Here is a 23,047-nt window from a genome sequence, read left to right as displayed (position 1 = left end):
TGTACAAAATTAGAGAAAGTGCATGATTTCCAAACCCAAAAATCCGAAAAAAGAACCCAAGAAAAAAAACTTAGTCATTATCGATGAAACACCAGAGTGTCGGCGTGCCGTTGCGTTTGCTGCACAGCATGCCCAAAATACCAGTAGAACATTGGTATTACTTTGTGTCGTTGATAGTGTAGAATTTCAACATTTTCTGGGTGTAAACAATGTTATGCGCACAGAATCAACGCAAAGTGCTCATAAAATACTAGGAGACATTGCCAGTGAAGTCCGCACCACCCATGCGCTTGAAACAGAAATAGTGGTGCGTGAAGGAAAAAAAATTGATGAGATTTCCAAACTGATCGACGAAGATAAAAGGATTGCACTCATTGTTTTAGCAGCCAGTGGACATACAGAAGGACCAGGACCCCTTGTTCAATTAATCGGAAATAAAGGGACAGCTTTTTCAATCCCTGTCATTGTTATTCCTAGCAATCTTGCCGATGAAGATATTAGATCTATTGCCTAAAAAATATAATATTCTACAATGGAAGATCTTCCCAATCCTTCATTATAAAAGGAGAGTTTATGTTTATTCAAACTGAAACCACCCCAAACCCTGCAACACTTAAATTCCTGCCAGGACGCGTGGTTCTTTCTGAGGGCGTATTAGAATTTCGTGACCCTGAAGAAGCAGCTAAAAACTCACCTTTGGCGGCTAAGCTGTTTAATATTCCCAATATCAATGGTGTTTTTTTAGGCTATGATTTTATCACCGTAAGTAAAAAAGAAGGGGAATGGCAACATCTCAAGCCCGTCATTTTAGGCACAATCATGGAACATTTTCTATCCAACGAGCCAGTGATCACCACCAACGCTACAACACAAGCACAAATCCATGCCCTTAACGAAGAATTTTATGACGAAAAAGATGCTGATATTGTCTTAACCATTAAAGAGCTGCTTGAAACGCGTATCCGCCCAGCAGTTGCCAATGATGGTGGAGACATTACTTTTCGCGGATTTGAAAATGGTATTGTTTATCTCAATATGCGGGGCTCCTGCGCTGGATGTCCCTCTTCAACGGCAACCCTCAAACATGGTATTGAGAATCTTTTACGCCATTTTATCCCTGAGGTCTTAGGCGTTGAAGCCATGCCACAATAAATATTGACCTCAATAGATAAAATAACCACACCAATTGCCCCTCTTCAACAGCGCTCAAACATGGAGTGCAAAAATCTTACGTCATTTTATTCCTGAAACTTTAAAAGTAAGCTATGCAGCCATAAAAATATAGTACTGTTAAAAAATCTGTCTAATAATGATACCTTCACTCATCTTTCACCTCCACATATGCCTTAAAAAGGTTTCAAAGCCCCTTTTAAGAAGCATAAGTTGTTTCAACAAACCAATAATGACGTCCGCAGAAGTACAAGGCATGGGCATGTACTTTAAATTTATTTTGTTTCATAATCTTGTCATACAATTTTAACCAAGAAAACACGACCCGTTACAAAAAAAGAAAATCCAAAAAGAAAACATTGTAAGATAGAGTGCCCATTTGCTCCATCTTTCTCAGTTCTCCCCACAATAAATCACGCAAAATACTTCTTGTAGCAGCCAATCGACAAAGATCACATTTTGCAACTTGCAATGAGAATTCTGACATTCTTCTTATTTCAATTCTGTTTTTATTACATCAATCAAAATCGTCCGCTTACACAGCACAAACTGGATAATAACAAAAACTATTTTTAATAGCTCTTATGCACACTTTTTACTAAGGGACTGTTGCAACTACTAAGAGCTGGAAAATGCATAACCGTACGACCTTATCAAGATCATACCGTCCTTTTTCCATTCTTAAAATCAAGAATTCCCCCTCTATCATTTTCAATCTCATTTCCATAAATATGACGCAAACGGTGTAACTACCTGTAAAAAATAAATACATTGAAGCTAGATCTATTATGGTTGTTTGAGAAATTATCTGATAAAATAATGAGAATATTCCTTCAATTCAGCAGGAATAAGTTTGTCTGCTTTACCGCGTTGTTGTTCTCATAAAGCACATACTTTTACTGTTGCATGTAAGGCAACATCCAACTTCACCTATAACCGCATATTAAAAGAAAAGACAGAGTCACTATTCCTCTGCGATACATGGCTTTGCAATAAAGGAAAATATATTGCCTCTATCTGATTGGTGTAATCTATCAAACAAGAAAAGAAGCCCATTCGAGAAGAATGTAAAAATAAAAAACCAACGAAATGCAAAAACAATTGCAAGGGGATAAATGCCTAAACTTTTTTCACAAACTCCGACTTTAAACTCATCTGACCAATCCCAGGAATTTTGCAATCAATGTTATGATCCCCATCCACCAAGCGAATATTCTTTACCTTAGTACCACCTTTTAAAACAGATGAAGCGCCTTTTACTTTCAGATCTTTTATCACCATAACGGTATCTCCGTTTGTTAAAATCTGACCATTAGCATCATAAACAGTATCGGAAAGAACAGTATCATCGTTTTTTTGTGGCCATTCATGTGCGCATTCAGGACACACAAAATTTTCACCATCTTCATAAGTATAAAGACAATCACAACGAGGACATTTTGGATATTGGGTCATAAATTCCCCTTTTAAAAGAAAAATCATTCATTATGACTGGTCATAAAGCAAGAAGTGCTTATTGTCCATTATTTTAGAAAAACATTTCCCTTTGTTTCAACCTCATCTGCCAACCGTGTTCATGAATGCTATTATCACATACCATACATGAGTTTATAAAAATGATTGATCATTATATAACTTAAATGAGCCGCCTGCATATCATAAAATTTACTCACTTCATTCTCTCTAATAAATTAATCAAAATCATTTTCTTATACATCACCAATGCAATTAACGAATGGATAAAAAACAATTAGAAAAGGAACCTCTCTGCATAAAACGCTCTCAAAGAGCTAAAAACTAAGAAACAAGAAAATGATGTCCTCAACTTGACCTTTTATTTAAGTAAAGATAACAGTCATAATGTTAGAGAACTGACTGATTTATGATCATAGTTAATGGTTTTGTATATTGAATGAGAGCCAATAAATAAGCTGAGATTCTCTCACCCCCTTTTACATTGAATCAACCAAAGTCTTTTGCTTGCAGGTTACAAGTAGGAAGAGCCATGTAAAACGATTATTCAAAATACTAAATATTTTCAAATATAAGAGCCAACATTGAAAACGAGCAAAGTGAATGATGATGCTGGTCTTACTCTCTCATAAGCATAAAAACGGTGCTGCTCAATGGATGGCCGGTTATCCCTTTCAAAAGTGACACGCATAAGATGCGTTTTTAGTGTTTTGAGAGAGACGCTTCTTTAAGACAAACATATGAAATGTGCAACAATGATAGTATTTTGTTTTTCATGAGGAACATCTCCCCTATTAAACAAACATTTCCATCAAACCATCAGAAACCATTGGACATAAATTCCCCGATTATACCTGATTATAATTACCTACAGCATTTGGTTTTAAGAAGCCCGCAGTTTTAGGAATCCGATTGATATGTAAAGGAGGAAAAAACAAAGCGAGCTTAAAAATGGAGGATCTGCCTTATGACCAATAAAATCACGCCCCTAAAATCATACCTCATGTGATCAATCATCATACCTTTACAAAAAACATTCCACTGATCTTAGGTGATAAGATCAGGGCGATCTCGCCCCAATGCTTGTTGTATATTTAACAGTTTTAGCGCCACCTGTTGCAAAGGTTGGAGAACTTCTTGCGGATTAAAATTGTGTTTGCGCGGATCACTTTCATACTGTTCAAAATAAAGTCGTAAAGTAGCACCTAGCGTCCCTGTTCCCGACAACCGGACCACCAACCGTGCTCCATTCTCGAAAAAGATACGTATACCTTGCCGCGTGCTAACGCTCTGATCAACAGGATCATGATATGTAAAATCATCTGCTTTTTTGACGAAAAATCCTACAATTTCAGTTCCTGCATGTGGTAAGTGCGTACGCAAATGTTCTATAAGTTCCAAAGCTTTATCTGCTTCGACTTCTTCATAATCATGCCGTAACGTGTAAAAACGCCCATAGGTGTACCAATGCTGTTGAACAATTTGTGCAACAGTTTTTTCTGTTACCGCTAAAAGATTTAACCAAAATAAGACAGCCCATAAACCATCTTTTTCGCGGATGTGATGAGAGCCAGTTCCAAAGCTTTCTTCACCACAAAAGGTTACTTTCCCCGCATCCAAAAGGTTTCCAAAAAACTTCCATCCCGTTGGCGTTTCAAAAAAGTTTAATCCTTTTTTAGCAGCAACCAGATCAGCAGCACGCCCCGTCGGCATAGAACGTGCTATCCCCACAACACCTTTTCGATATCCTTTAATGAGGTGTGCATGTTCAGCCATAATAGCCAAAGAATCTGAAGGCGAGACAAATTGTTGACGACCAATAATGAGGTTACGATCTCCGTCACCATCAGAGGCTGCGCCAAGATCTGGTCCTTGCTCTGACATCAATAAATCATAAAGAGCCTTAGCATAAACCAAATTGGGATCCGGATGACCGCCTCCAAAATCTGGCAAAGGAATACCATTAACCACCGTTCCTTCAGAAAATCCTAAGCATTTTTCAAAAATTTCATGGGCATAAGGCCCTGTTACCGCATGCATGGCATCAAATCGTAAAGTAAGACCTCGAGCAACGGCCTTGGCAATACAGTCAAAATCAAAAAGCTCCTGCATCAAAGCAACATAATCAGCGACAGGATCAATAATATCAATCCGCATGGCTCCCATAAAGATCGTACCTTGCCTATCTAAATCAATATCTGGTGCTTCAAGAATTTTATAAAAGGAAAGACGTTGCGATGTTGCAAAAATAGCATCACATAAAGAATTAGGAGCAGGTCCACCATTAGAAACATTGTATTTGATACCACAATCTCCCTCTGGACCACCAGGATTATGGCTTGCAGAAAGAATAAGTCCACCATGGGCATGAGTTTTACGAATAAGATGCGAAACAGCAGGTGTAGAAAGAATACCGCCCCTTCCCATTTTAACACAAGAAACACCATGCGCCGCTGCCATCTTCAACACAATCTGAAGGAGAGTACGATTAAAAGTGCGCCCATCCCCCCCAAGAATCAACATTTTTCCTTCAAGAGGCCCAATGTTATCAAAAAGAGACTGTATAAAGTTTTCTACATAATGAGGTTGTTGAAAAACAGATACTTTTTTTCGCAAACCAGACGTTCCCAGTTTTTGCCCCTCAAAAGCCTTAGTCAAAACTGTTTTTATGATCATGTAAATACCTTCATATTCTTTCCTTTAATTTTAAGGTGAAGAGTATCCAAAGTCGACCATTAATTCTACTTGACGGAAGTGTGAAATATTTGCACACTCGTTAGAAATAAGAATTCTTAAAGAATCCCTTTTATTTAAACCGTTCTTTCCGATATGCTTTTAAAAACAAAGGCTGTTTTAAAACGAAATTTTTGTAAAAAATATAGGAGCATCCTTATGATGAAAAAAACTGTTCCCAATGTAACATTCCATACACGTGTCCGAGATGAAGTGGGTGAAAATAATTCTTATCGGTGGCAAGAAGTTAACAGCGATGCTTACTTTAAAGGAAAGCGTGTTATTCTTTTTTCTCTTCCTGGAGCTTTTACCCCTACTTGCTCAACTTTTCAGCTGCCTGACTTTGAAAAACTCTATGATGAATTTAAACAAGCGGGTATTGATGAAATTTATTGCCTTTCCGTCAATGATGCTTTTGTCATGAATGCTTGGGGAAAAACACAAAATATCAAAAACGTGAAATTAATTCCTGATGGTTCTGGTGAATTCACACGCAAAATGGGTATGCTGGTTGCAAAAGACAATGTTGGTTTCGGCATGCGATCATGGCGCTATGCTGCCGTTATTAATGATGGTGTGGTTGAGCAATGGTTTGAAGAAGCAGGTTTTTCAGATAATTGTGCAACAGATCCTTATGAAGTTTCTTCACCACAAAATGTTTTAAAAGCTTTGAAAAACTAATTCCGCCCCCCAAATCATCCATTTAAACAAAATTTAACGACACAAATTTCCTTAGTAAAGAAAATTTGTGTCGTTTATATTTTTTGAAACATCTATTTGTCAAAGCAGACACTATAAGTTGGTTGTGCGTTTTTGGTGAGAAAATATTCCAGCAATAATTTTTTAATAGGTATTTCACGTTTTAACTGCTTTGAAAAAACTTGAAAAATTTCCAGTAAAAAATCTAAACTAATTATAGTGCTAAAAGAATAAAAAACTAAAAAATGTTGCACGCTATCAAAAAATGGGGATGCAATTGCGAAATGCGCAAATTCATACAAAACTCTCTCAGAAACATCAAGGACTAACGTATCGATGAAATATGCAAGATCAATGTAAATTTCTCCTATTGAGAAAAACTTTGTGTCAAACAATAATTTGATTTATAAGGATAATTTATAATTTTTCATGTCGAATGAGAGGCCCTGAATATCATAAGATTGTGTTATTTTATCCCTTCTTATATTGAACTTAAAACTATTTTCTTGCTTATTAGCACGTGAGGTTGGCATATGAATAAATGATTAAAAGAGTAAAAATGCGTCTCGTAAACGCTCTAAAATACTAGAGCTATGAACATCATTACTGCAAGGTTCACAAAAGCATCAAGAAAGAAAATATGGCATAAAAACGGCTCTGCATAAATAACTGTTCATGAAGAATATTAAATAAAAACAGATCCCGTAAACATTCCAATTCACATACCATAAACAGACTCATTGCTGTTCTCATAGCCATTTATTCTAAGCTTTTATTTTTCTCTAAGAGAGAAACGGTTAAAGAAGGCGTTTATTTGGATATTCTACCATAAAGTGTGTTTTCATTTCTTCCTCTTCTATCTCTTCCTCTTCATCGAGCTCAAAATCTTCATCACATTCAGGAAGACCAAAAATATCTGGATTAATAAAATAACAATATCGTTTTGTCCCCTTCGCTAGAATTTTATTCTTTTCTAATTCTTTGATACCTTCTTTAAAACTTTCAAAATTAAGATATTCTGGTTCTTGAATTGAAAGATCACAAATCAAAAATTCATTGAGAGTATCCTCATCTAATCTTACCTGATCAAACCATAAATCCACATCATCTTCATCTGACATTTTCCCTACTTGCCACAACATCACAAAAAATGCTTTCATACCACTAAATGATAGCCCAAAAATCATACGCCGGCTATCGGACGCTCCTGAAAACGTAATTTGCGGAAGATCTTCAAATCCGAAATTTGAAGGAGGAAGTTTAAATGATTTTCCAATATCTTCAGGTTTTTTCAAAATAAAGGGATTTCTTTCATATAACACTGTAAAATCATATTGGGCCATTTTCATTTCTCCGTAAAAAATTGTCTGATTTAAGTTATTCGTTGCTTTTGAAACTAAAAAAATCTTCTAAAATAAAACTCTTGAGATTTCTTTCATCTCTCATAGATGTGAGATTGTAGACTGCCGACAATAAAACAGTAGAAATATGATATCAGCAAATAAGAATTCAAAAATTAAATCCATATGAATGATCAATATTTCTATAAACTATTGGGTTTCTGTTATTGATCATCAATTTTTCTAAACAGAGTTGCGTCAAGAACCTCAAATGCTTCAGTGTCCAGTATCTTGCTTCACGAAGGTACTTACCTCGCGCGCTCAAAAGCATTCATTTCATAATGAAGACAAAGCACTTTTATCTTTAAAAATTGCTTGTATGCCGCAGGAACTTTAAAAAAATAACGCGATTTTAAGAATATCTAAACAAGTAAAATACAAATTCTGAAAATTGAAGAGGAAATGTTCGAGCTTTTCCCAACAATCGCTTTCACAAAACTTTTATCATTACCGTTTTTGGGCTGCCAAAATATCTTGTACTGTTTGAACCAATTGCTCTTCATCAATCATCACTTGCGCAGGACGGCTTTCACGCCATGTTTGATTGTCCTTAATTTCGCGGGACAAACGCGCCCCTTCAATCAAATCTTTAATCTGAATTTTTCCGCTCTCACGTTCTTGTGACCCTTGGATCACCACACAAGGCGCTTGACGTCGATCTGCATATTTCATCTGCGCTTTAATTCCCGATGCCCCCAAATAGAGTTCAGCACGAATTCCCGCACCACGCAACTGCATCACCATCTTTTGATAACCAGCAACAGCTTCTGGTTCTTTATCCATCATCAACACCACAACCGGCCCTGTTGTCTCCTTCATAGGCAGCTTTCCAAGATTTTGCAAAGCAGCGATCAAGCGTGAGACCCCAATTGAAAAACCTGTTGCCGGAATATTTTCACCACGAAAGCGGGCCACCAATCCATCATAGCGCCCACCACCACCTACAGAGCCAAAGACAACCTTTTGCCCATCATCATTGAGAACATCAAAAAGCAATGCCGCCTCAAAAACAGGTCCCGTATAATATTCCAATCCACGAACCACCGAAGGGTCAATTTTAATGCGATTGTGATAACCATTAGCGACAAAGATTGCTTGCATTTCCTCAAGCTCACGAATCCCCGCACACCCTTGAACATGATCACCAACCACTCCTTTAAGAGCCTCAAGCGTTTCTTCTGCTGTTTCAGCTCCAGCAGCAGTTAAGGCAAGAATACAATCAATCTCTTTATCCTTAAGCTCCGCCCCTTTTGTAAAGTCACCACTTTCATCCAAACGCCCCCGCCCTAACAGCAAGCGCACACCTTCAGGACCAAATTTATCTAATTTATCAATTGCTCTTAAGACAGTTAAGCGCTTTTCAGCCTGCTCATTTCCCCCCAAACCAATTTTCTCTAAAACGCAATCCAAAATTTTTCGGTTATTCAAGCGAATAGCATATTCATGATGCTGAAACCCTAGTTTTTCCAAACTGTCTGCTGCCATCATACAAATTTCGGCATCTGCTGCTACCGTTGGTGTTCCAACAATATCCGCATCAAACTGCATAAATTGCCGAAACCGCCCTGGTCCGGGTTTTTCATTGCGGAACACAAAGCCAAGACGATAACTACGATAAGGTTTTGGCAAAACTTCAAAATTCTCTGCAAAATAACGAGCAAGAGGCGCAGTAAGATCATAGCGCAAAGACATCCATTGCTCATCATCATCTTGTAGCGAAAAAACGCCCGCATTTGGACGATCTTCATCGGGTAAAAACTTACCCAGCACATCTGTATATTCAAAAATTGGTGTTTCCAGTGCTTCAAAACCGTAAAGTTCATAAACTTCACGAATTTGCGCAATCATTGTTTCAGTTGCATACAACTGTGCACTTGTACGATCCACAAAACCACGGGGTAAACGGGCTTTGGTTTTTTCTTGTTTTGATGACATGTTTTTCTCTAACAACAATATGTATTTACAGATAACCATTATCCCATAGAAACCAACGCTGCAATGACTTTATCAATCTAAAAACTTTTAATAACATGTTAGAGTCTTTTATTTTACAAAAGCAATATCCTTGTAAAGCGATATTCTAAAAGAGTTTATCCTGTAAGATGAGTCATAGCCCTTAAACTAAAATGTTCCAAAAACGAATACACTCTCCAACTCTCTTATGCCTCATCTTTTAGCACTGTTCAGGTATTCCTTGCATTTTCTTCCTTTATCTCGTCTTCCTTGAAGCAATTTTTCATATATTCCCAAGATTTCTGCATTTTTTTCAAACATTTGCTTTCCGTATGTGATCCTCCCAATCCCAACAGAAAATAAGAAATATATGAACACTTTTTGAAAAGATCAAAAACAACTCTTGACTTTAGATAAAGCAAATCACTCCTTGAAATTCGTATCTGACTTAAAATTTGATAAGCTCCCTTCTTTTATAAGAGCTTTTTTTCTTTGATAACTTAGCAAAAAACTTTAAGATAGAAGCGTATTTTTAGATTGCTCGGCAAAATCATGAATAACATTTTTTAAATCAACACTATTTCGACCAACCTCTGTAATCGATCTTGAAATGGAAGGAATAAGATTCTGCCATAGCCTTTGAGGAAACTGCTGAGTTAATTGTGTTATTGTTCCTCCTTGAGCCCCAATACCAGGAACGAGAAATAAGTTATTTTCTAACTGTTCGATTGTATCTTTTGCTTCATTTCCCACTGTTGCTCCAATCACTGCCCCAATAGGACCAACATGATGATATTGACTTGAAGATTGGCTATTATATTCAAAAATACGCTGCGCCAAATGAACAGAAACCGTTTGATCACCAATGCGCGCATTGCGAATGTGCCTTCCCTCTGGATTCGAAGACTGAACAACCACAAAAACCCCTGCTCCTGTTTCTTCTGCAACTTTTATCAGAGGAATAAGAGCTTCAAACCCCAAAAAAGGATTAACTGTTATGGCATCAGCTTTAAACGCACTGCTTGGACCCAGCCAAGCTTTACCATAAGCTTCAGCAGTAGAGCCAATATCCCCTCTTTTTGCATCTGCCAGAACCAATAAGCTTTGTTCGTGTGCATTTTCAATGAGTTCCTTAAGCGCTTGAAGACCTTCCACACCATATAATTCAAAAAATGCGACTTGCGGCTTTATGATACCCACTTTGCCAATAACTGCCGTTAAGAGAATATCACAAAAATCTTTTAGACCTTTATAATCAAAGCTTAGCTTCCACGATTGTAAAACTTTATGACTAGGATCAAAGCCAATACAAAGTGGTCCATAGATTTCACGATTTTTAAAAAAAGTTGAACGAAACATTTTATATCCTAACACGGCTGTCTTTAAACTTTTTGATACAATCAAAAAGAAAAGCATTTGTCAAAAGAATACAATACTGAAAACACAAAGAAAGAGCTCTCTATACAAAGTGTGCTTTTATTTATGAAAGAATATAAATAAAAAAAGCGTTCATATTATTTTGTCGAATGACCTCATAAAGCCCAATAGCGTGCCTTGTCGTTTTCACACCCCTTTTTTATAATCAACAAAAACTCTCGATGAACGTGCTTTAAACATAAGTTTTTAAAGAAAATGCCCCACCATGATGATCTCGATCTTAACTTTAGATCTCTCTCCTATCCCTTTTTAGCGACTATTTATCCCTTTTGGAACATAATTGGCAAAAAGACATTGTATCTCCAGCATATTCAAGGAGATAAACACATGGAAACTCGCATTCCAGGAGACACATCATTCGATACACATTTTCTAGGAGAAACCTCATTAGAAGAAAAGTATCCCTTTTTTCACACACCCATTTCATGGTCCGCAATCTTTGCGGGATTGGTGACAGCTCTTGCCACCTCAATCTGCCTCTCTTTTCTGGTAGCGGCTTTAGGCTTAAGCCAAATGGATTTCACCTCTTCAACCCCATTTGAAGGCTCTTTCCTCTCTTTTGGCGTGGGTTCTGTTATCGTCACACTGATTAGCCTAGCCTTGGGAGGTTTTGTAGCTGGACGTTTTGCTGAATCGTCAGGAACGCTTCATGGCTTTCTCACTTGGGCTCTCATAACATTGCTGATGACCCTCCAAGCCATCCACGTGGTTTCTAGTACAGCAAAGATAGGAGCTAAAACTGCTCTAGAAAACAGCTCCATGGTCCAACAAACCGTAGATAGCCTCAAAACCAATATTTCCCCCATACTTGCAAAATTAAACAGCGAAGACTTTGAAAAGTTTTTAACAACAAAAACAGATAATGCTGTTGATTTTGATAAACTACGCGGTGAATTGCACACACTTCTCCACAAAAGTAACATTCCTGCTCTTAATCCTGAGCGCTTAAAGCAGTCCTATCAGGCAGCTCTCAATGATATTGGTTCTGCGATAACAGCTTTTAAGAAGGACCCTTCTCACTATCGCACATATCTGAAAGATCTCAGTGACCGCCTTTCTGATCGTATAGAAGCCATCACGACAAAATTTGATCGAAGTGATATCATCAATGCCCTTATGAACAATGGTATGTCCCGTGCGGACGCACAAACAACTGCTAACAATGCGCTTCATATTTATCAAATAGCAGAGGAACAAACCGAACACGCCATCAAATCTCTCGAAGAACAGGCTGAAGAACTCTCTAAAAAGCTTGATAAATCGATAAAAGATGCCCGTCATACTGCGAATAAAGCTGTTACAAAAGCATCACATATGGGATGGTGGGGTTTTTTAGGAAGCCTGATTGGTGCCATTATTTCCAGTGTGTTTGGCTATTATGGTTACAGAAGCCGTAGAGACTCTTTCAAGTTTTAAAAACTTGTTCTTGATAAAGTATAAAGCCAATAAAAAGCTGTACAATCCGTGCAGCTTTTTATTGTAAATTCTTCTTGATCACTCTAAAATTCAGCTCTTTTATTTAAAATGCCCTTTGCAATCAACATTGTATTTGACAAAAATAAAATCCATGCTAAGGTGAAATGAATGGTAATCTTTTTATTTTGGTTATCAGTGATTTTTTTATCAACTATAAGGGGGGAAATATATGAATGTTTCACTTAATGAAGTAAAAGATGTTAATGAATTGGCTGCTGAGGAAATTCAGCCAACAAGGGGGGGTGTTAAATATGCTCAGCGCAGCGATGTTCAAGTTTATCAAAGTGAGCTTGATATGAATGATTCGCTGGAAGTTTAGTAATGTATTGTTGATGCAAATCTGCTTATACATCCAACTCTAAAAATTAAGCTTGTTTAATAGCATGTTTCAGTTATTTTCAGAGGGCTTTTCTCAAAAAATTTGGGCTAAGCAAGCAGCTGAATTGTCAATTTCACACATCCCTTTCGATGAAAGGGATGTTTTGGATACTTTAAGACAATACGCTCTACATCCTCATAAACTCTTGGCTCTTAATCCTAAATCCGAAGTAGTAACAGTGGTTAATGGAGTGCGGAGTCCACATCCTCTTCCAAACTTTCTTGTTTTAGACACGGATAGGACTATAGAAGAATATACTGCCCGCGTTGATCAATATGCCAAAGGGCAAGAATGGGCGGTCATGTATTATGGGTTATACGCTGCAACCCCTGTTCTGTGGGATGCGGCAAAACAATTTGCAGATCAATTAGCACATTCTTTAGGTTTTAGACCCGGTGGACGTGTGGATATTGACTGCTTCATTGGCCGATATTCTTCTACTCATGTTGGAGTTCATGTAGATCACGCTCATAATTTTGGTTTTACTCTACAGGATGGTAAAACAATGTTTGCGTGGCCCAACACACGAAAAGACCTTCAAGGGCTCAAATATCCTGAATACGAGGAGCATAAATCAACAGCAATTGCGCTGCAAAATCTTACTGATCGTGTTGCCTACTTTCCCCATGACGCTTTCCATGTTGCCGAAACGGGAGAAAAGGTTGCTGTAAATATCAATATCGCTTTTTGGGAAACAGCACACGATGCACAACACCATAGGGATTATGTCACGCATTTACTCCATCTCAATAATCGAACACGACATGATATCCGCGCATCAGGAAGAGCCAATTTAACCCCTGATAACGCTTTTCAACACTCCGCACTAAACTCCGCCATCGCAAATGGTACCTTAAAACGCCATATGCTGGTTTCTCAATTAATTTGCGATACAAGTTCACGTTTATGCGTCGGTCGCCCCCTTATTGATATTTCTGAAATTGAAAATGAAATCACTCTTCGCTCATCCGCTACCCTGCAATGGGTGCCCTTACTAGAAACAAAAGAACTGCTCATCGCCGCAAATGGGCATTGCACCAGTTTTGAGTATAACTCTCATCTAGAGTATTTCCTGTCTCAACTTTCATCGGGAAAGAAAATTGACATCGCGAAATTAAATGATAAACCATATGATGCAGCGCAAAAGGACATTTTAAAAACCGTAAAAGCTTTAGCGTCTTGGGGGGCGTTGTGACAAAGAAGAAATCCATGATTTTCGCCCAAATGGGACTTTTCCTTGTTTTGGGCTTTAGCAGCTTTGCCGATGAAACAGCACAAGTTACATTTGCTCTCCACTTAGCAGAAAGCACAGCATCTATTTCAATGCTGCTGTTTGCAGGGCTTATCGGGGCAATTTGTGCCGGACCAATTGCACCACGCCTCTTGCATCGCTTCCAACCAGCGCGAACAGTACCCATTGTTTTATTGTTTGAAGCACTCTTTATAGCCACAGCTGCAATCGCCAACCAATTTTGGATTTATATTGCACTTTCTTTCGCACTAGGTTGTGCTGGTTCAATCTTTTGGTCCGCAATCCTCGTTTCCGTCCCAGAATTTGCAAACAATGATCAGCAACTAGACCGTATAAACCGTATTATCCAAACAGTTCGTAATCTTGGCTATATTGCCGGACCACTGCTAGGGGGGGTGTTGTATGGTCTATCGAACGGGCAAAGAGGATTGTTTGCGCTGTCAATCATGGTTCTTTTTGCCACCTTTATCACTCTCTTCTGTTTTAAAAGTTTAAAAATTCATACACAAACGACAAACACAACGAAAAAAAGCAAAAAAGGGCTAGATTTAACGGGTCTCTTGCGTAAAAAAAATGTTGTCTATGCTCTTTCTCCCCTCATTATTACCATCATCCTCACCTCTGCTCTCAACGTCTTATCGATTGTCCGCATTCGTACCGATCTCAACTTAAGCGCTGAAACCTATGGGATAATCACAAGCATGGTAAGTCTTGGCCTCGTGGTTGGTCCACTCTGTTTCTCCAGCCTTTTTCATCGCTTTGGCAATGCCGCTGGTGCATCACTGGCTGCGGCAATCATTGGATTTGCAATTTTCTGCTTTTCCCTCACACAGCTCATATGGCTGATGATGCTGTCATTTTTCATCCTTGGGAGTGCAAACGGCGTACAAAATGCTCTAATGGCAAGTTTTATGATGAAAGCCATTCAAAAAGAAAAGCGAAACAGTCAAATGCCCGCTTATCTCTTCATCATACAAACATCCGTATGCCTTGGCTTTATAGGAGCCGGTTTTGTCCATGTTCATCATACCCAAAGCACACTGTTTATCATTGGCATCACCACAATGATCGCAGGCATATTAGGTTTTATCTTGAACAGTGCCGTGCAAAAAAAGGAACAGAGAGAATTTGAGAATGGTTAGTGGACTCGGCTGTTTGTCCAGCAAGCAAACAATGCCCCAAAAATGGCATGACAATCACCACCCGATCAAATCGTTGTATCTCCCATGCAACCCCATACCAACCCAATAGGACTTTGATAAACCACTCTTTAATGTAGAGCAACTAACAACCCTCCCCAAAACTTGATATTTTAAAGCAAAAAAAACAATAACATCATGCAACAAGACCCTATAGGCTTAAACTTTTATAATGGAACAGGCGGCTATGTGTGGCAACTGGCAGACTATATGTTACATAATTATTATGAGAGCTCCCACACACTTGAATTACAAAAACCAACACCACCGATAGCCATCAATTCTTTCGCTGTCTACCCACGTGAACTCAATCCTTTATCACGCGTTCAATGGGCAAAGGACGTACAGATAACAAGAAATAAACCAGCTTTAATTGGAAAACGCCAAATTCAATCGATCACGGCTGTTTCTACAAAAGGAGCGGCATTTGGCGGATTCGACTTTCCCACATTTGAAGCACTTCGTGAAGGCTGCCTTGTCCAATCACTGAGGGAAATACAATTCAATGGTACTCTTCTTGCCTCTGGAAGTCTTTTGATATCACTTTTACGACACGGTCTCATCAAAACAGATCAAAAAGCATTTTCAGAAAATGATGCAACCGCTCTTTTACGAGAGCCAACATGTATTATCATAAATTCTTCTCTTGACACTCTTGCCATTAATCAACTCAATGGGCGTACAATCCGGCTTCATGAAAAAACAAAACATCTCTTGAAGCAAGCCACCACACCAATACGTATTCAATATCCGCTAGAGGATTCAATAAAGTTTTTTGTAAAAGCAGGAATGCTGCGATTGATAAAATTATAAGGATAAAAAGATGCAGCTGATAAGACCTGGTATGGGAACAGAAAAGAGTGCTCAACTTATCCATGCGCTTATTCAAATGGCAAGACCGCGCACAATCATTGAAATCGGTGCTGGTGATAGTACGCGCTTTATCGCAAAAGCACTTCAAAAAGCGAAATTATCATGGCAACAAGATAAAAAACTTTTAGAATCCTCCACCTGGGAAGAGCGCACAGCTTTGCTTGACCCTTCAGGAATTCCTGAGAATTACGAACCGCGACTGATTACAATTGATGATTTTACAGCCGAAGGTCAATCAGCAGAAGAAGTATGGCAAGAACTTCTTAAAGATAGCGTTAAAAAAGACACTGTAACATTTATCAATGAGAATTTTTTCTCTCTTGATGAAAGCACACTTAAATCTTGGGCGCCTATAGATTTTGCTTGGATTGATGCTGGTACTCCCGCAGATGATGTACGATTTGTTATAACCCTTTGGGAACAAATCACTCCTGGTGGTTATCTTTGTTTGCATGAACCAACAATGACAACAACAATTGCTCTCAACGGCGAACAACGGGTTCGACGCGTTAGAACTCCCATATGGGAAGAAATCCTCTATCGGCTTGATGGCTCCTATGAAGCTTTATCACTCCCTGAAAACCACAAATATCGCCAGAGTGGTCTTGGTATCATCCGTAAACGCACCCCTGCCGAACAAATTGTACGCGCACAATCGCTACAAGCAGAATTAAGAGAAATCAATGAATTGCCCATTCGAAATGATCTTTTGCCCATGGGAAAAGAAGCACTTCACAAACGCGATACCCGCAATTCACTGATCTCTGCCATGACCTCACCGACACTGCGCGCTGTTTATGCCGCCATTATCCTTGGTGCGAAAAATCTTTCCGAAGTCCTCAAACATGTCGATTCAGATGCGAAAAACATTCACAAATCCATCAATCGCCTTTTGAACCTCGGACTTATTCACAACACAACAGAAGGATTTCAAGCCGAAGAAACAGTGTGGAAAATGCTAGAAAATAAACATGGGCGGAATAGGGAAAATTTAAGCGACCGCCATTTAGAAACAGAAGAGATGCTATCAAAAATTGGTGAAGCCTTTCAGAAGGAAAAAATCTATAGCGAAACTGAAGTCTCAAAGATATGCAACCTCTTTACAGTAGACTTTGCCCGATTACGACGCACTCTTGTTGAGAGAGGTTTTTTACAACGCCATGGAGGAAAATATCAACGCATGCGCTAAAAGAGAATTGAAAAATGATTAGCGAACGCTATCGTTTTTCTTCTCTATTTCAAGAGAATGAATAACCTTCCACTAAAAAAATATAATTTCATTAAAAGGTTACAAAATCATTCATCCCATTCATATGTTGACAATCTATGGAGGAGTTCGTACATCCTCTTCATAAAGGATACAATGGAAAAGCAAGGATGCGGGATGTCAATTGGTTATCCAAAAGGATTGGGAATAGTCAAAATCATCAGGAGAAGGTATAGGATCAAGGTCTCAATGATCTTACGATTGTTGTGCGAACATCAGAGCACAGTGCTGTTGCTCAATCCAAATCATGCTCGGTATTTCTAAAAACATCGTAGAAAAAACAAAAAACAATATTCTTGCAGTGGACTGGCTGGTGAATCAAGAAGGATACTATTTCAACGAAATGTGCACAGCAGAAACAGGGCTGACAAAACTTCCTCAAGAGATACAACAAAATGTATTTGATCATTTAACAGCACTTCTATGGAAATTCCATGGACAAAAATAAAATAACTTTTTTCATCTATAGCGCAGTTTTTCTTTCTGAATTTTCCTTTTTCTTTGTACTCCCTTTACTTGGAAACTCTTCTCTCATAACTGCTGCCAATGTCGCTTTTTATCTCGCTGGATCAGTAATCCTTGAAAGCATTCTCATGGTAACCACAACGGGTTTATTAGAAAGATTTTCGCGTAAACTCTTAATGGCTACCGCCTTTATTTTAAGGAGTAGCGCTTTTGTGTGCATTATCCTATCGCTCACACCTTCTGCATGGTTGATCTTTTTTACCTTAATGGCTTTTTCGAAAGCAATTTCAAAGCCATTTTTGAGAGAAATTTTATCAGAACATCTCAAGAGAAGTGCTCTTAAGCGCGCATTAACTCTCTATTCTTTTTTTCAAAATGCTGCTGTCGTTATCGCCCCTCTTGTTGCAACAAGTGCCATAAAATACAACGCATCGACCTTCTTAATGGTTTTTTTTGCACTCATTGGTTTGTATCTTTGTGTTCTATCCATTCAAATTGTTTATCACTACCCCCATAAAACATTATCTCTTGAAAAGAATAAAAAAATAAAGAATCCTTTTCTTTCTTCTTTAAAAACAATAATACATAATCGTTCTATTGCTTATTTGCTGGTCACGGCTTTGCTTTGTGCATTCCTCATGGGAATTTTCATCACCACCACAACACTTCTCAATAAATTTGACAGAAATCTCGCCCCTTATAGTGGAATTTTCTTTTCAATTGTTGGCATCAGTATTTGTATCTGGCAAGGAATAATCAATAAACATCTCAGCCTTTCTGATAAATCAACTTTCTACCTATTATGGCTTATGGGAAGTTTCGCTGCATTTTTCCTCATGGGTGGCGTCTTTACCGCTGTGACTGCATTAATTGCCTACAGTGTCTATGAATCTGTCATGGTTCCAGAAATATACTATCAAGCAGGGAAAACAACTACATCCCTCTCTGCCAGTGTTCTTTTTAGTTATATTCTTGTTATTTCAAATATTGGCCAAGCTGCCGGCTCATGGACAAGTGGATGGATCATCAGCCATTTCAACAATCACATCGCTTTCACCTTTTGCATGATTGTTGGTATCTCCGCCTTTGCTTCTTGCCTTTGCCTCATGCAAACTAAAAAAAATAAGGAACTTCAATGTCACATATAATTTTTGCTACTGGGGGCACAACAAGGGTGCCCAAAACACTTCGCCATAAATGGCTCAATTATGAGTTTGTAACACACTCTGCGGCAAAGAAGCTCGAAACTGTCTTTAAAGATTGCTCTGTAAACGCCGTTGCAAATTGTCTCACAGCTGGAGGATTATGGGGGGGATTTTTATTTGCACATGAAATTTGTAGACTGCTCAAAGTAACATATTATCCATTTGCCTCTATGGTTGATCTTGAGACTTTGAGTTCAGCTATCGAAGAATTTTCTATCGATACCATCATATGCCTGCCAAGTTTTGCGGATAAACTTATTACAATATCTCGGAAGCAAAAATTAAAAACTCTAAAAAACCTATTCTATCTTGGGGAAGCCTTTCAAGCTGAATCTGTGTCGAAAATAAAAGACATAATCCCTGAATTAGATATTAAACCTCTTAGCTTTACCACAAAAGAAACTGGTCCAATAGGATTCCAGTGTTCCAAGATTGCCAATGTTTTTTAGATAAACAGTAATGTTTACATCTTATAGGACACATTCAAGCGAAAACACATCCTGAAAATGATGCCTAAAAACAATGAATGAAGAGTATCCTTTTTTATCCTGATGATGCTTCATTACTTGAGCACATCACAGGTGAGAGTGTTCATATTGCATAGGATCAATCATATAACTGTGGAACACCACGAACATACCTTACACCTGAAAGGAAGAACACCAACCTTTTATAATATTATGGGCGCTTTAACTTCTATTCACGATTTAACAAATGTCTTGAATCTTCAAGGTTGTACTCTTTCGGCGAAAGACCATGCAACGCATTATCGTGAAAAAATTTGAACACGGGTGGATAGAGTTTTATTGTTCATTAATTCACCTGCACACCCTTAAAAGAAGCGCTCTTTTATCATCGCTCTCATCCTCTTATTTGATAAAAGAGAGTATCAATAAAGCGCAATTTTTCCATATTTGCTTTATGCGGAAATCTCAATTTATTCGCTCCTCAAGCTCTGAAAAAATACCCCCCCAAATAAAATCCTTTTTTCAAACTTCGCAATATCCTATAGTACCTGATAGTGATTTAGTGGAAATTAAATAAGCTAAGATTGCAACTTCCCACAAGCGCTCTTGCGCTTGATTGTTATTGCCCCCATACGCGCTTTTTCATTTTTTTCAACGTCCATCAACAACAGTTGTCCTTGTCATAATCGCATTTTGAAGGGAATAAACAAACGATTTTTGCGGTTTTTTTCCCCAAATAATTCCCATGAAGAGAAGATAGAGATGCATTTTGTACTGGTGGAAGCCTCAACCTTTGACTTGGCTAGACTTATAGAGGCAGCAGAAACGCTCGCACTTCACTTACACCTCCTCACCCACAATAAAGATCTCGATTTTTATGAACTGGATTATATTAAAAGCGTGCATCTCAGTGTTATTGAACGCGATACATTTCATCATGCGGAAATGATAACCTATTACAAAAATTTAAAAAACTGTAGTGGCATTCTCAATCTTACAGACACGTGAGCGACAAGTGTCAACGAAATCTCCGCCCAGTTGGGATATAAAACCCAAAATGCCTATGCGATAAATATCTGTAGAGACAAAGCTTGTTTAAGAAAAATCCTCTGTGAAAAAGGTCTCACAAAAGGACAAGTAACTGTTATTGAACGTGAGGCTTTCCAAGCCACACACGAGCTCTCCTATCCTGTCATTCTAAAAGCCCCACAGAGAACAGACTCAAAAAACGTATAGTTTGCAGAAAATAAAACGGAATTTACCGCAATCATGGAATTTATAAAAAACCATACTTCCCTCAAAAAAAATCTCATTGAAACCTTCTTTACAGACACACTCTACAGTGCTAAAACCATTAGCTATCGAGGGAAAAAAAAGCTTCTCGCCCTCTCAAGCATGGTCATGTCAGACATGCCTGACTTTAAGAAACTTGTAACAGCTTTCCCTTAGACAAGAACATTGCACAATTACAGGGAATAGAAGAGGGGATTAAAAATATCCTAGCAGCTGTTTCCTATCATGGGGGCTTTGCACATACGGAATTTATCATCACTGAAGGGAACTTCTTTAAAGTTGTTGAATAAATCCACGCTTAAGAAGCGTGCAAATTAGTGAAGCACTCTGCCAAACTTTTAACATCAATATCTACAAAGGATTTTTAGAATGTGCACTAGGAAGAAAACCTGAATTATTTCAAATAAGAACTGATCTCCAAACCTTTATCGGTCAAGTACTTGTCTATGCAAAACAACAGGTAAATTTCAGCAAATGCGCTTGCAACATGCAAGGAGCAAGCAAACTATTCTCTACTCATGCACCTTACAGGGAAAAACTCTGAATTTGAGAGACCAATCTGCATGCGCTGACATTTTATTGACCACAGGAACAAGTTCAGAAACGGCTCTGTTAAATGCACTTTCTTAAGCAAAAAAAGTAAATCTTGTGGTGGCAAAATAAAATGGTGCGTAAATTCTTCACTTTCAAGGCAAGCATAAAACTCATCCTCATAACAACTTTACTCAGCAATATTGGGATATTTATGGTTGTCCCTTTTTTGGCGATTTACTTAAATAAACTTAACTCTCTCAGTACAACAGAAGTTGGAATCATCATCGGAGTAGCTTTTTTGTGCAAAAAGGCAGGCTCTCTCTTAGGAGGGGTGCTCTCCGATTATGTCCATGTAAAAAAACAATGCTTTTAGGTCTAGCAACACGAATCCCTGGCTATCTCATCATTGGTTTTACGCATAATTTTTATATCCTCCTCCTCTCTTGCGCCTTCATTGGTTTAGGAAGCAATCTATACACTCCTGCTGCGAAATCTTTTTTAGTAAGAAATGTTTCGAGAACTGAAAAAGTGGATGCCTTAGCAACAAGATCAGTCTTTGTTAATATAGGGGTTTCTATCGGCCCCTTGTTTGGAATGTTGATTTTTAAAATGCTCCCCTCCTTATTATTTAGTTTCGTTGGATTGATCTTTTTTTTATTATTTCTTCTGAACTGCACCTTAAAAGAAAGCTCTAATACTAACAAATTGGACAAAATAAATTTTTCTGATTTTAGAACGTTGCTCACCAACAAGACCATGCTTGGCGTTTCGCTTTTTATATTCTTGTTTACCTTTTTTTATATCCAACTCGAAAGCACCATACCTGTGTTCAGTGATCAGGTTTTTGGAGGAAGTGCTACTTCTTTTATTTTTGTCTTGAATGCTCTCATCGTGATCTTTTTCCAAATGTCTGTTTCCAAATGGGCATGTAAAGAAAACTCCAAAACGCCCAAAGTATTATCCTTTGTTTTGTTTGGAATCTCATTCCTCCTCCTCCACGCTCTTGAGCATTCTTATTTTTACCTCTTCTTCGCGATCATCCTCTTTTCCTTTGCTGAAATCGTGATCTACATACGCCTCGATTATGAGGCCACAAATATAGATGAACGCTTAATCGCTAGCACATTTGGAATCATGAGCTTGTCCAGTGCTTTCGGAGGCATGGCAGGAAGTTATCTTGGCTCCCTCTTCTACAACCAAGAATTTTTTGGATTATCGGTTTGGCAGATCTTGAGTATTGCCTCTCTGAGTACCGCCCTCCTCTCTCTCCTCACACTCAAAAATTCAGCAAAAAGGTAAGTTGATGAAAAAGCATATTATCCTCTTCACCCCCCATCATGCCATGATTGATTGCACATCACTCAACGATATCGAGATGACAATTTCGGACAAGCCCACCCCCCCCTCTCCACTTATATGAAGCAAGACTCTCTCTTTCTTTTTGCTTATCATAATATATCTTTTACGAAAAAAGATCATCAGCGCCATCCATAGCAAGAATAAACAGCCATAATCATCATAACATTGACGTTCTCATAACTTTGCCCCCAAAAGCTCTTCCACAAGCATCAGAATTGTCCAGACTTTAAAGGCTTAAAGCATTATCATGGAAAAACAATGGAACGAATACAAAAATAAATACGCAATGCATTTATTCCTTTCTGATCATGCAGAGTATTTTCTCAAATTTTCAAACATGCAGAGTGAGTTGACGGCGAATAGACTCCTCGATAAACTCATTAAGATCAACTTAACCGATGGTTTTATTTTGG

At 38.2% G+C, this 23,047-nt stretch carries 18 protein-coding genes; 13 read left to right on the top strand and 5 right to left on the bottom strand.

Annotated features, from left to right (window positions below):
* Positions 1-22: 22 nt before the first annotated feature.
* Positions 23-514 carry a universal stress protein gene (locus ACFINF_RS06435; RefSeq protein ID WP_273788325.1) on the top strand — a complete coding sequence of 164 codons (492 nt, stop codon included), beginning with the start codon at positions 23-25 and terminating at the stop codon, positions 512-514.
* A gap of 59 nt (positions 515-573) precedes the next feature.
* On the top strand, positions 574-1,152 hold the full coding sequence (locus ACFINF_RS06430) for a NifU family protein (protein WP_375620155.1): 579 nt from the start codon (positions 574-576) through the stop codon (positions 1,150-1,152).
* A gap of 1,137 nt (positions 1,153-2,289) precedes the next feature.
* On the opposite strand, the gene ACFINF_RS06425 is transcribed toward ACFINF_RS06430, so the two are convergent.
* Positions 2,290-2,625: a zinc ribbon domain-containing protein YjdM gene (locus tag ACFINF_RS06425; RefSeq protein ID WP_015856728.1), complete on the bottom strand. Its 336-nt coding sequence runs from the start codon at positions 2,623-2,625 to the stop codon at positions 2,290-2,292.
* A gap of 1,065 nt (positions 2,626-3,690) precedes the next feature.
* Positions 3,691-5,319 carry an alpha-D-glucose phosphate-specific phosphoglucomutase gene (locus tag ACFINF_RS06420; protein ID WP_375620154.1) on the bottom strand — a complete coding sequence of 543 codons (1,629 nt, stop codon included), beginning with the start codon at positions 5,317-5,319 and terminating at the stop codon, positions 3,691-3,693.
* Between the two features lie 216 nt (positions 5,320-5,535).
* Between ACFINF_RS06420 and ACFINF_RS06415 the strand changes: the two genes are divergently transcribed.
* Positions 5,536-6,057, top strand: a complete 522-nt coding sequence (locus ACFINF_RS06415) for a peroxiredoxin (protein ID WP_375620153.1) — start codon at positions 5,536-5,538, stop codon at positions 6,055-6,057.
* 815 nt (positions 6,058-6,872) lie between these two features.
* On the opposite strand, the gene ACFINF_RS06410 is transcribed toward ACFINF_RS06415, so the two are convergent.
* From ACFINF_RS06410 to pyrF, 3 genes are all read right to left on the bottom strand, one after another.
* Positions 6,873-7,418, bottom strand: a complete 546-nt coding sequence (locus tag ACFINF_RS06410) for a replication protein (protein ID WP_375620152.1) — start codon at positions 7,416-7,418, stop codon at positions 6,873-6,875.
* A 504-nt stretch (positions 7,419-7,922) separates the two neighbouring features.
* Positions 7,923-9,410, bottom strand: a complete 1,488-nt coding sequence (gene hisS, locus ACFINF_RS06405) for a histidine--tRNA ligase (protein ID WP_375620151.1) — start codon at positions 9,408-9,410, stop codon at positions 7,923-7,925.
* A 531-nt stretch (positions 9,411-9,941) separates the two neighbouring features.
* Positions 9,942-10,787, bottom strand: coding sequence for an orotidine-5'-phosphate decarboxylase (gene pyrF / locus ACFINF_RS06400; protein WP_375620150.1), 846 nt, complete (start codon positions 10,785-10,787; stop codon positions 9,942-9,944).
* Between the two features lie 405 nt (positions 10,788-11,192).
* Between pyrF and ACFINF_RS06395 the strand changes: the two genes are divergently transcribed.
* The 10 genes from ACFINF_RS06395 to ACFINF_RS06350 all read left to right on the top strand — a co-directional run bounded on the left by ACFINF_RS06395 (position 11,193) and on the right by ACFINF_RS06350 (position 22,574).
* Positions 11,193-12,281, top strand: a complete 1,089-nt coding sequence (locus ACFINF_RS06395; RefSeq protein WP_375620149.1) for a DUF3792 domain-containing protein — start codon at positions 11,193-11,195, stop codon at positions 12,279-12,281.
* A gap of 229 nt (positions 12,282-12,510) precedes the next feature.
* Complete coding sequence (locus tag ACFINF_RS06390; RefSeq protein ID WP_375620148.1) at positions 12,511-12,660, top strand: hypothetical protein; 150 nt, start codon at positions 12,511-12,513, stop codon at positions 12,658-12,660.
* 64 nt (positions 12,661-12,724) lie between these two features.
* Entirely contained in the window at positions 12,725-13,915 is a 1,191-nt protein-coding gene (locus ACFINF_RS06385) for a hypothetical protein (protein WP_375620147.1), read from the top strand.
* The gene (locus ACFINF_RS06380) at positions 13,912-15,114 is read left to right on the top strand and encodes an MFS transporter (RefSeq protein WP_375620146.1); all 1,203 of its coding nucleotides are present in this window, start codon (positions 13,912-13,914) and stop codon (positions 15,112-15,114) included. The genes ACFINF_RS06385 and ACFINF_RS06380 overlap by 4 nt, the downstream gene beginning before the upstream one ends.
* Before the next feature lie 195 nt (positions 15,115-15,309).
* A complete protein-coding gene (locus ACFINF_RS06375) occupies positions 15,310-15,984 on the top strand; it encodes a hypothetical protein (RefSeq protein WP_375620145.1) in 675 nt (224 codons plus the stop codon).
* A 10-nt stretch (positions 15,985-15,994) separates the two neighbouring features.
* Positions 15,995-17,233 carry a DUF2087 domain-containing protein gene (locus ACFINF_RS06370; protein WP_375620144.1) on the top strand — a complete coding sequence of 413 codons (1,239 nt, stop codon included), beginning with the start codon at positions 15,995-15,997 and terminating at the stop codon, positions 17,231-17,233.
* A 512-nt stretch (positions 17,234-17,745) separates the two neighbouring features.
* Entirely contained in the window at positions 17,746-18,924 is a 1,179-nt protein-coding gene (locus ACFINF_RS06365) for an MFS transporter (RefSeq protein ID WP_375620143.1), read from the top strand.
* Positions 18,912-19,430, top strand: a complete 519-nt coding sequence (locus ACFINF_RS06360; RefSeq protein ID WP_375620142.1) for a hypothetical protein — start codon at positions 18,912-18,914, stop codon at positions 19,428-19,430. The genes ACFINF_RS06365 and ACFINF_RS06360 overlap by 13 nt, the downstream gene beginning before the upstream one ends.
* A gap of 780 nt (positions 19,431-20,210) precedes the next feature.
* Positions 20,211-20,456, top strand: coding sequence for a hypothetical protein (locus ACFINF_RS06355; RefSeq protein ID WP_375620141.1), 246 nt, complete (start codon positions 20,211-20,213; stop codon positions 20,454-20,456).
* A gap of 1,182 nt (positions 20,457-21,638) precedes the next feature.
* On the top strand, positions 21,639-22,574 hold the full coding sequence (locus tag ACFINF_RS06350; RefSeq protein WP_375620140.1) for an MFS transporter: 936 nt from the start codon (positions 21,639-21,641) through the stop codon (positions 22,572-22,574).
* Positions 22,575-23,047 lie beyond the last annotated feature (473 nt).

This window comes from Bartonella sp. TS25HLJMH, assembly GCF_042193505.1.
Taxonomy (GTDB): domain Bacteria; phylum Pseudomonadota; class Alphaproteobacteria; order Rhizobiales; family Rhizobiaceae; genus Bartonella; species Bartonella grahamii.
Note: the sequence above shows the minus strand (reverse complement) of the source record. Positions and strands in the feature narration are given on the sequence as shown.

Coding starts and splice junctions, on each gene's coding strand:
- ACFINF_RS06365 (WP_375620143.1), top strand. CDS start 17,746: ATGGACAAAAATAAAATAACTTTTTTCATCTATAGCGCAGTTTTTCTT.
- ACFINF_RS06430 (WP_375620155.1), top strand. CDS start 574: ATGTTTATTCAAACTGAAACCACCCCAAACCCTGCAACACTTAAATTC.
- ACFINF_RS06350 (WP_375620140.1), top strand. CDS start 21,639: ATGCTTTTAGGTCTAGCAACACGAATCCCTGGCTATCTCATCATTGGT.
- ACFINF_RS06360 (WP_375620142.1), top strand. CDS start 18,912: ATGTCACATATAATTTTTGCTACTGGGGGCACAACAAGGGTGCCCAAA.
- ACFINF_RS06375 (WP_375620145.1), top strand. CDS start 15,310: ATGCAACAAGACCCTATAGGCTTAAACTTTTATAATGGAACAGGCGGC.
- ACFINF_RS06395 (WP_375620149.1), top strand. CDS start 11,193: ATGGAAACTCGCATTCCAGGAGACACATCATTCGATACACATTTTCTA.
- ACFINF_RS06415 (WP_375620153.1), top strand. CDS start 5,536: ATGATGAAAAAAACTGTTCCCAATGTAACATTCCATACACGTGTCCGA.
- pyrF (WP_375620150.1), bottom strand. CDS start 10,787: ATGTTTCGTTCAACTTTTTTTAAAAATCGTGAAATCTATGGACCACTT.
- ACFINF_RS06420 (WP_375620154.1), bottom strand. CDS start 5,319: ATGATCATAAAAACAGTTTTGACTAAGGCTTTTGAGGGGCAAAAACTG.
- ACFINF_RS06435 (WP_273788325.1), top strand. CDS start 23: ATGATTTCCAAACCCAAAAATCCGAAAAAAGAACCCAAGAAAAAAAAC.
- ACFINF_RS06370 (WP_375620144.1), top strand. CDS start 15,995: ATGCAGCTGATAAGACCTGGTATGGGAACAGAAAAGAGTGCTCAACTT.
- ACFINF_RS06425 (WP_015856728.1), bottom strand. CDS start 2,625: ATGACCCAATATCCAAAATGTCCTCGTTGTGATTGTCTTTATACTTAT.
- ACFINF_RS06355 (WP_375620141.1), top strand. CDS start 20,211: ATGCATTTTGTACTGGTGGAAGCCTCAACCTTTGACTTGGCTAGACTT.
- ACFINF_RS06410 (WP_375620152.1), bottom strand. CDS start 7,418: ATGGCCCAATATGATTTTACAGTGTTATATGAAAGAAATCCCTTTATT.
- hisS (WP_375620151.1), bottom strand. CDS start 9,410: ATGTCATCAAAACAAGAAAAAACCAAAGCCCGTTTACCCCGTGGTTTT.
- ACFINF_RS06390 (WP_375620148.1), top strand. CDS start 12,511: ATGAATGTTTCACTTAATGAAGTAAAAGATGTTAATGAATTGGCTGCT.
- ACFINF_RS06385 (WP_375620147.1), top strand. CDS start 12,725: ATGTTTCAGTTATTTTCAGAGGGCTTTTCTCAAAAAATTTGGGCTAAG.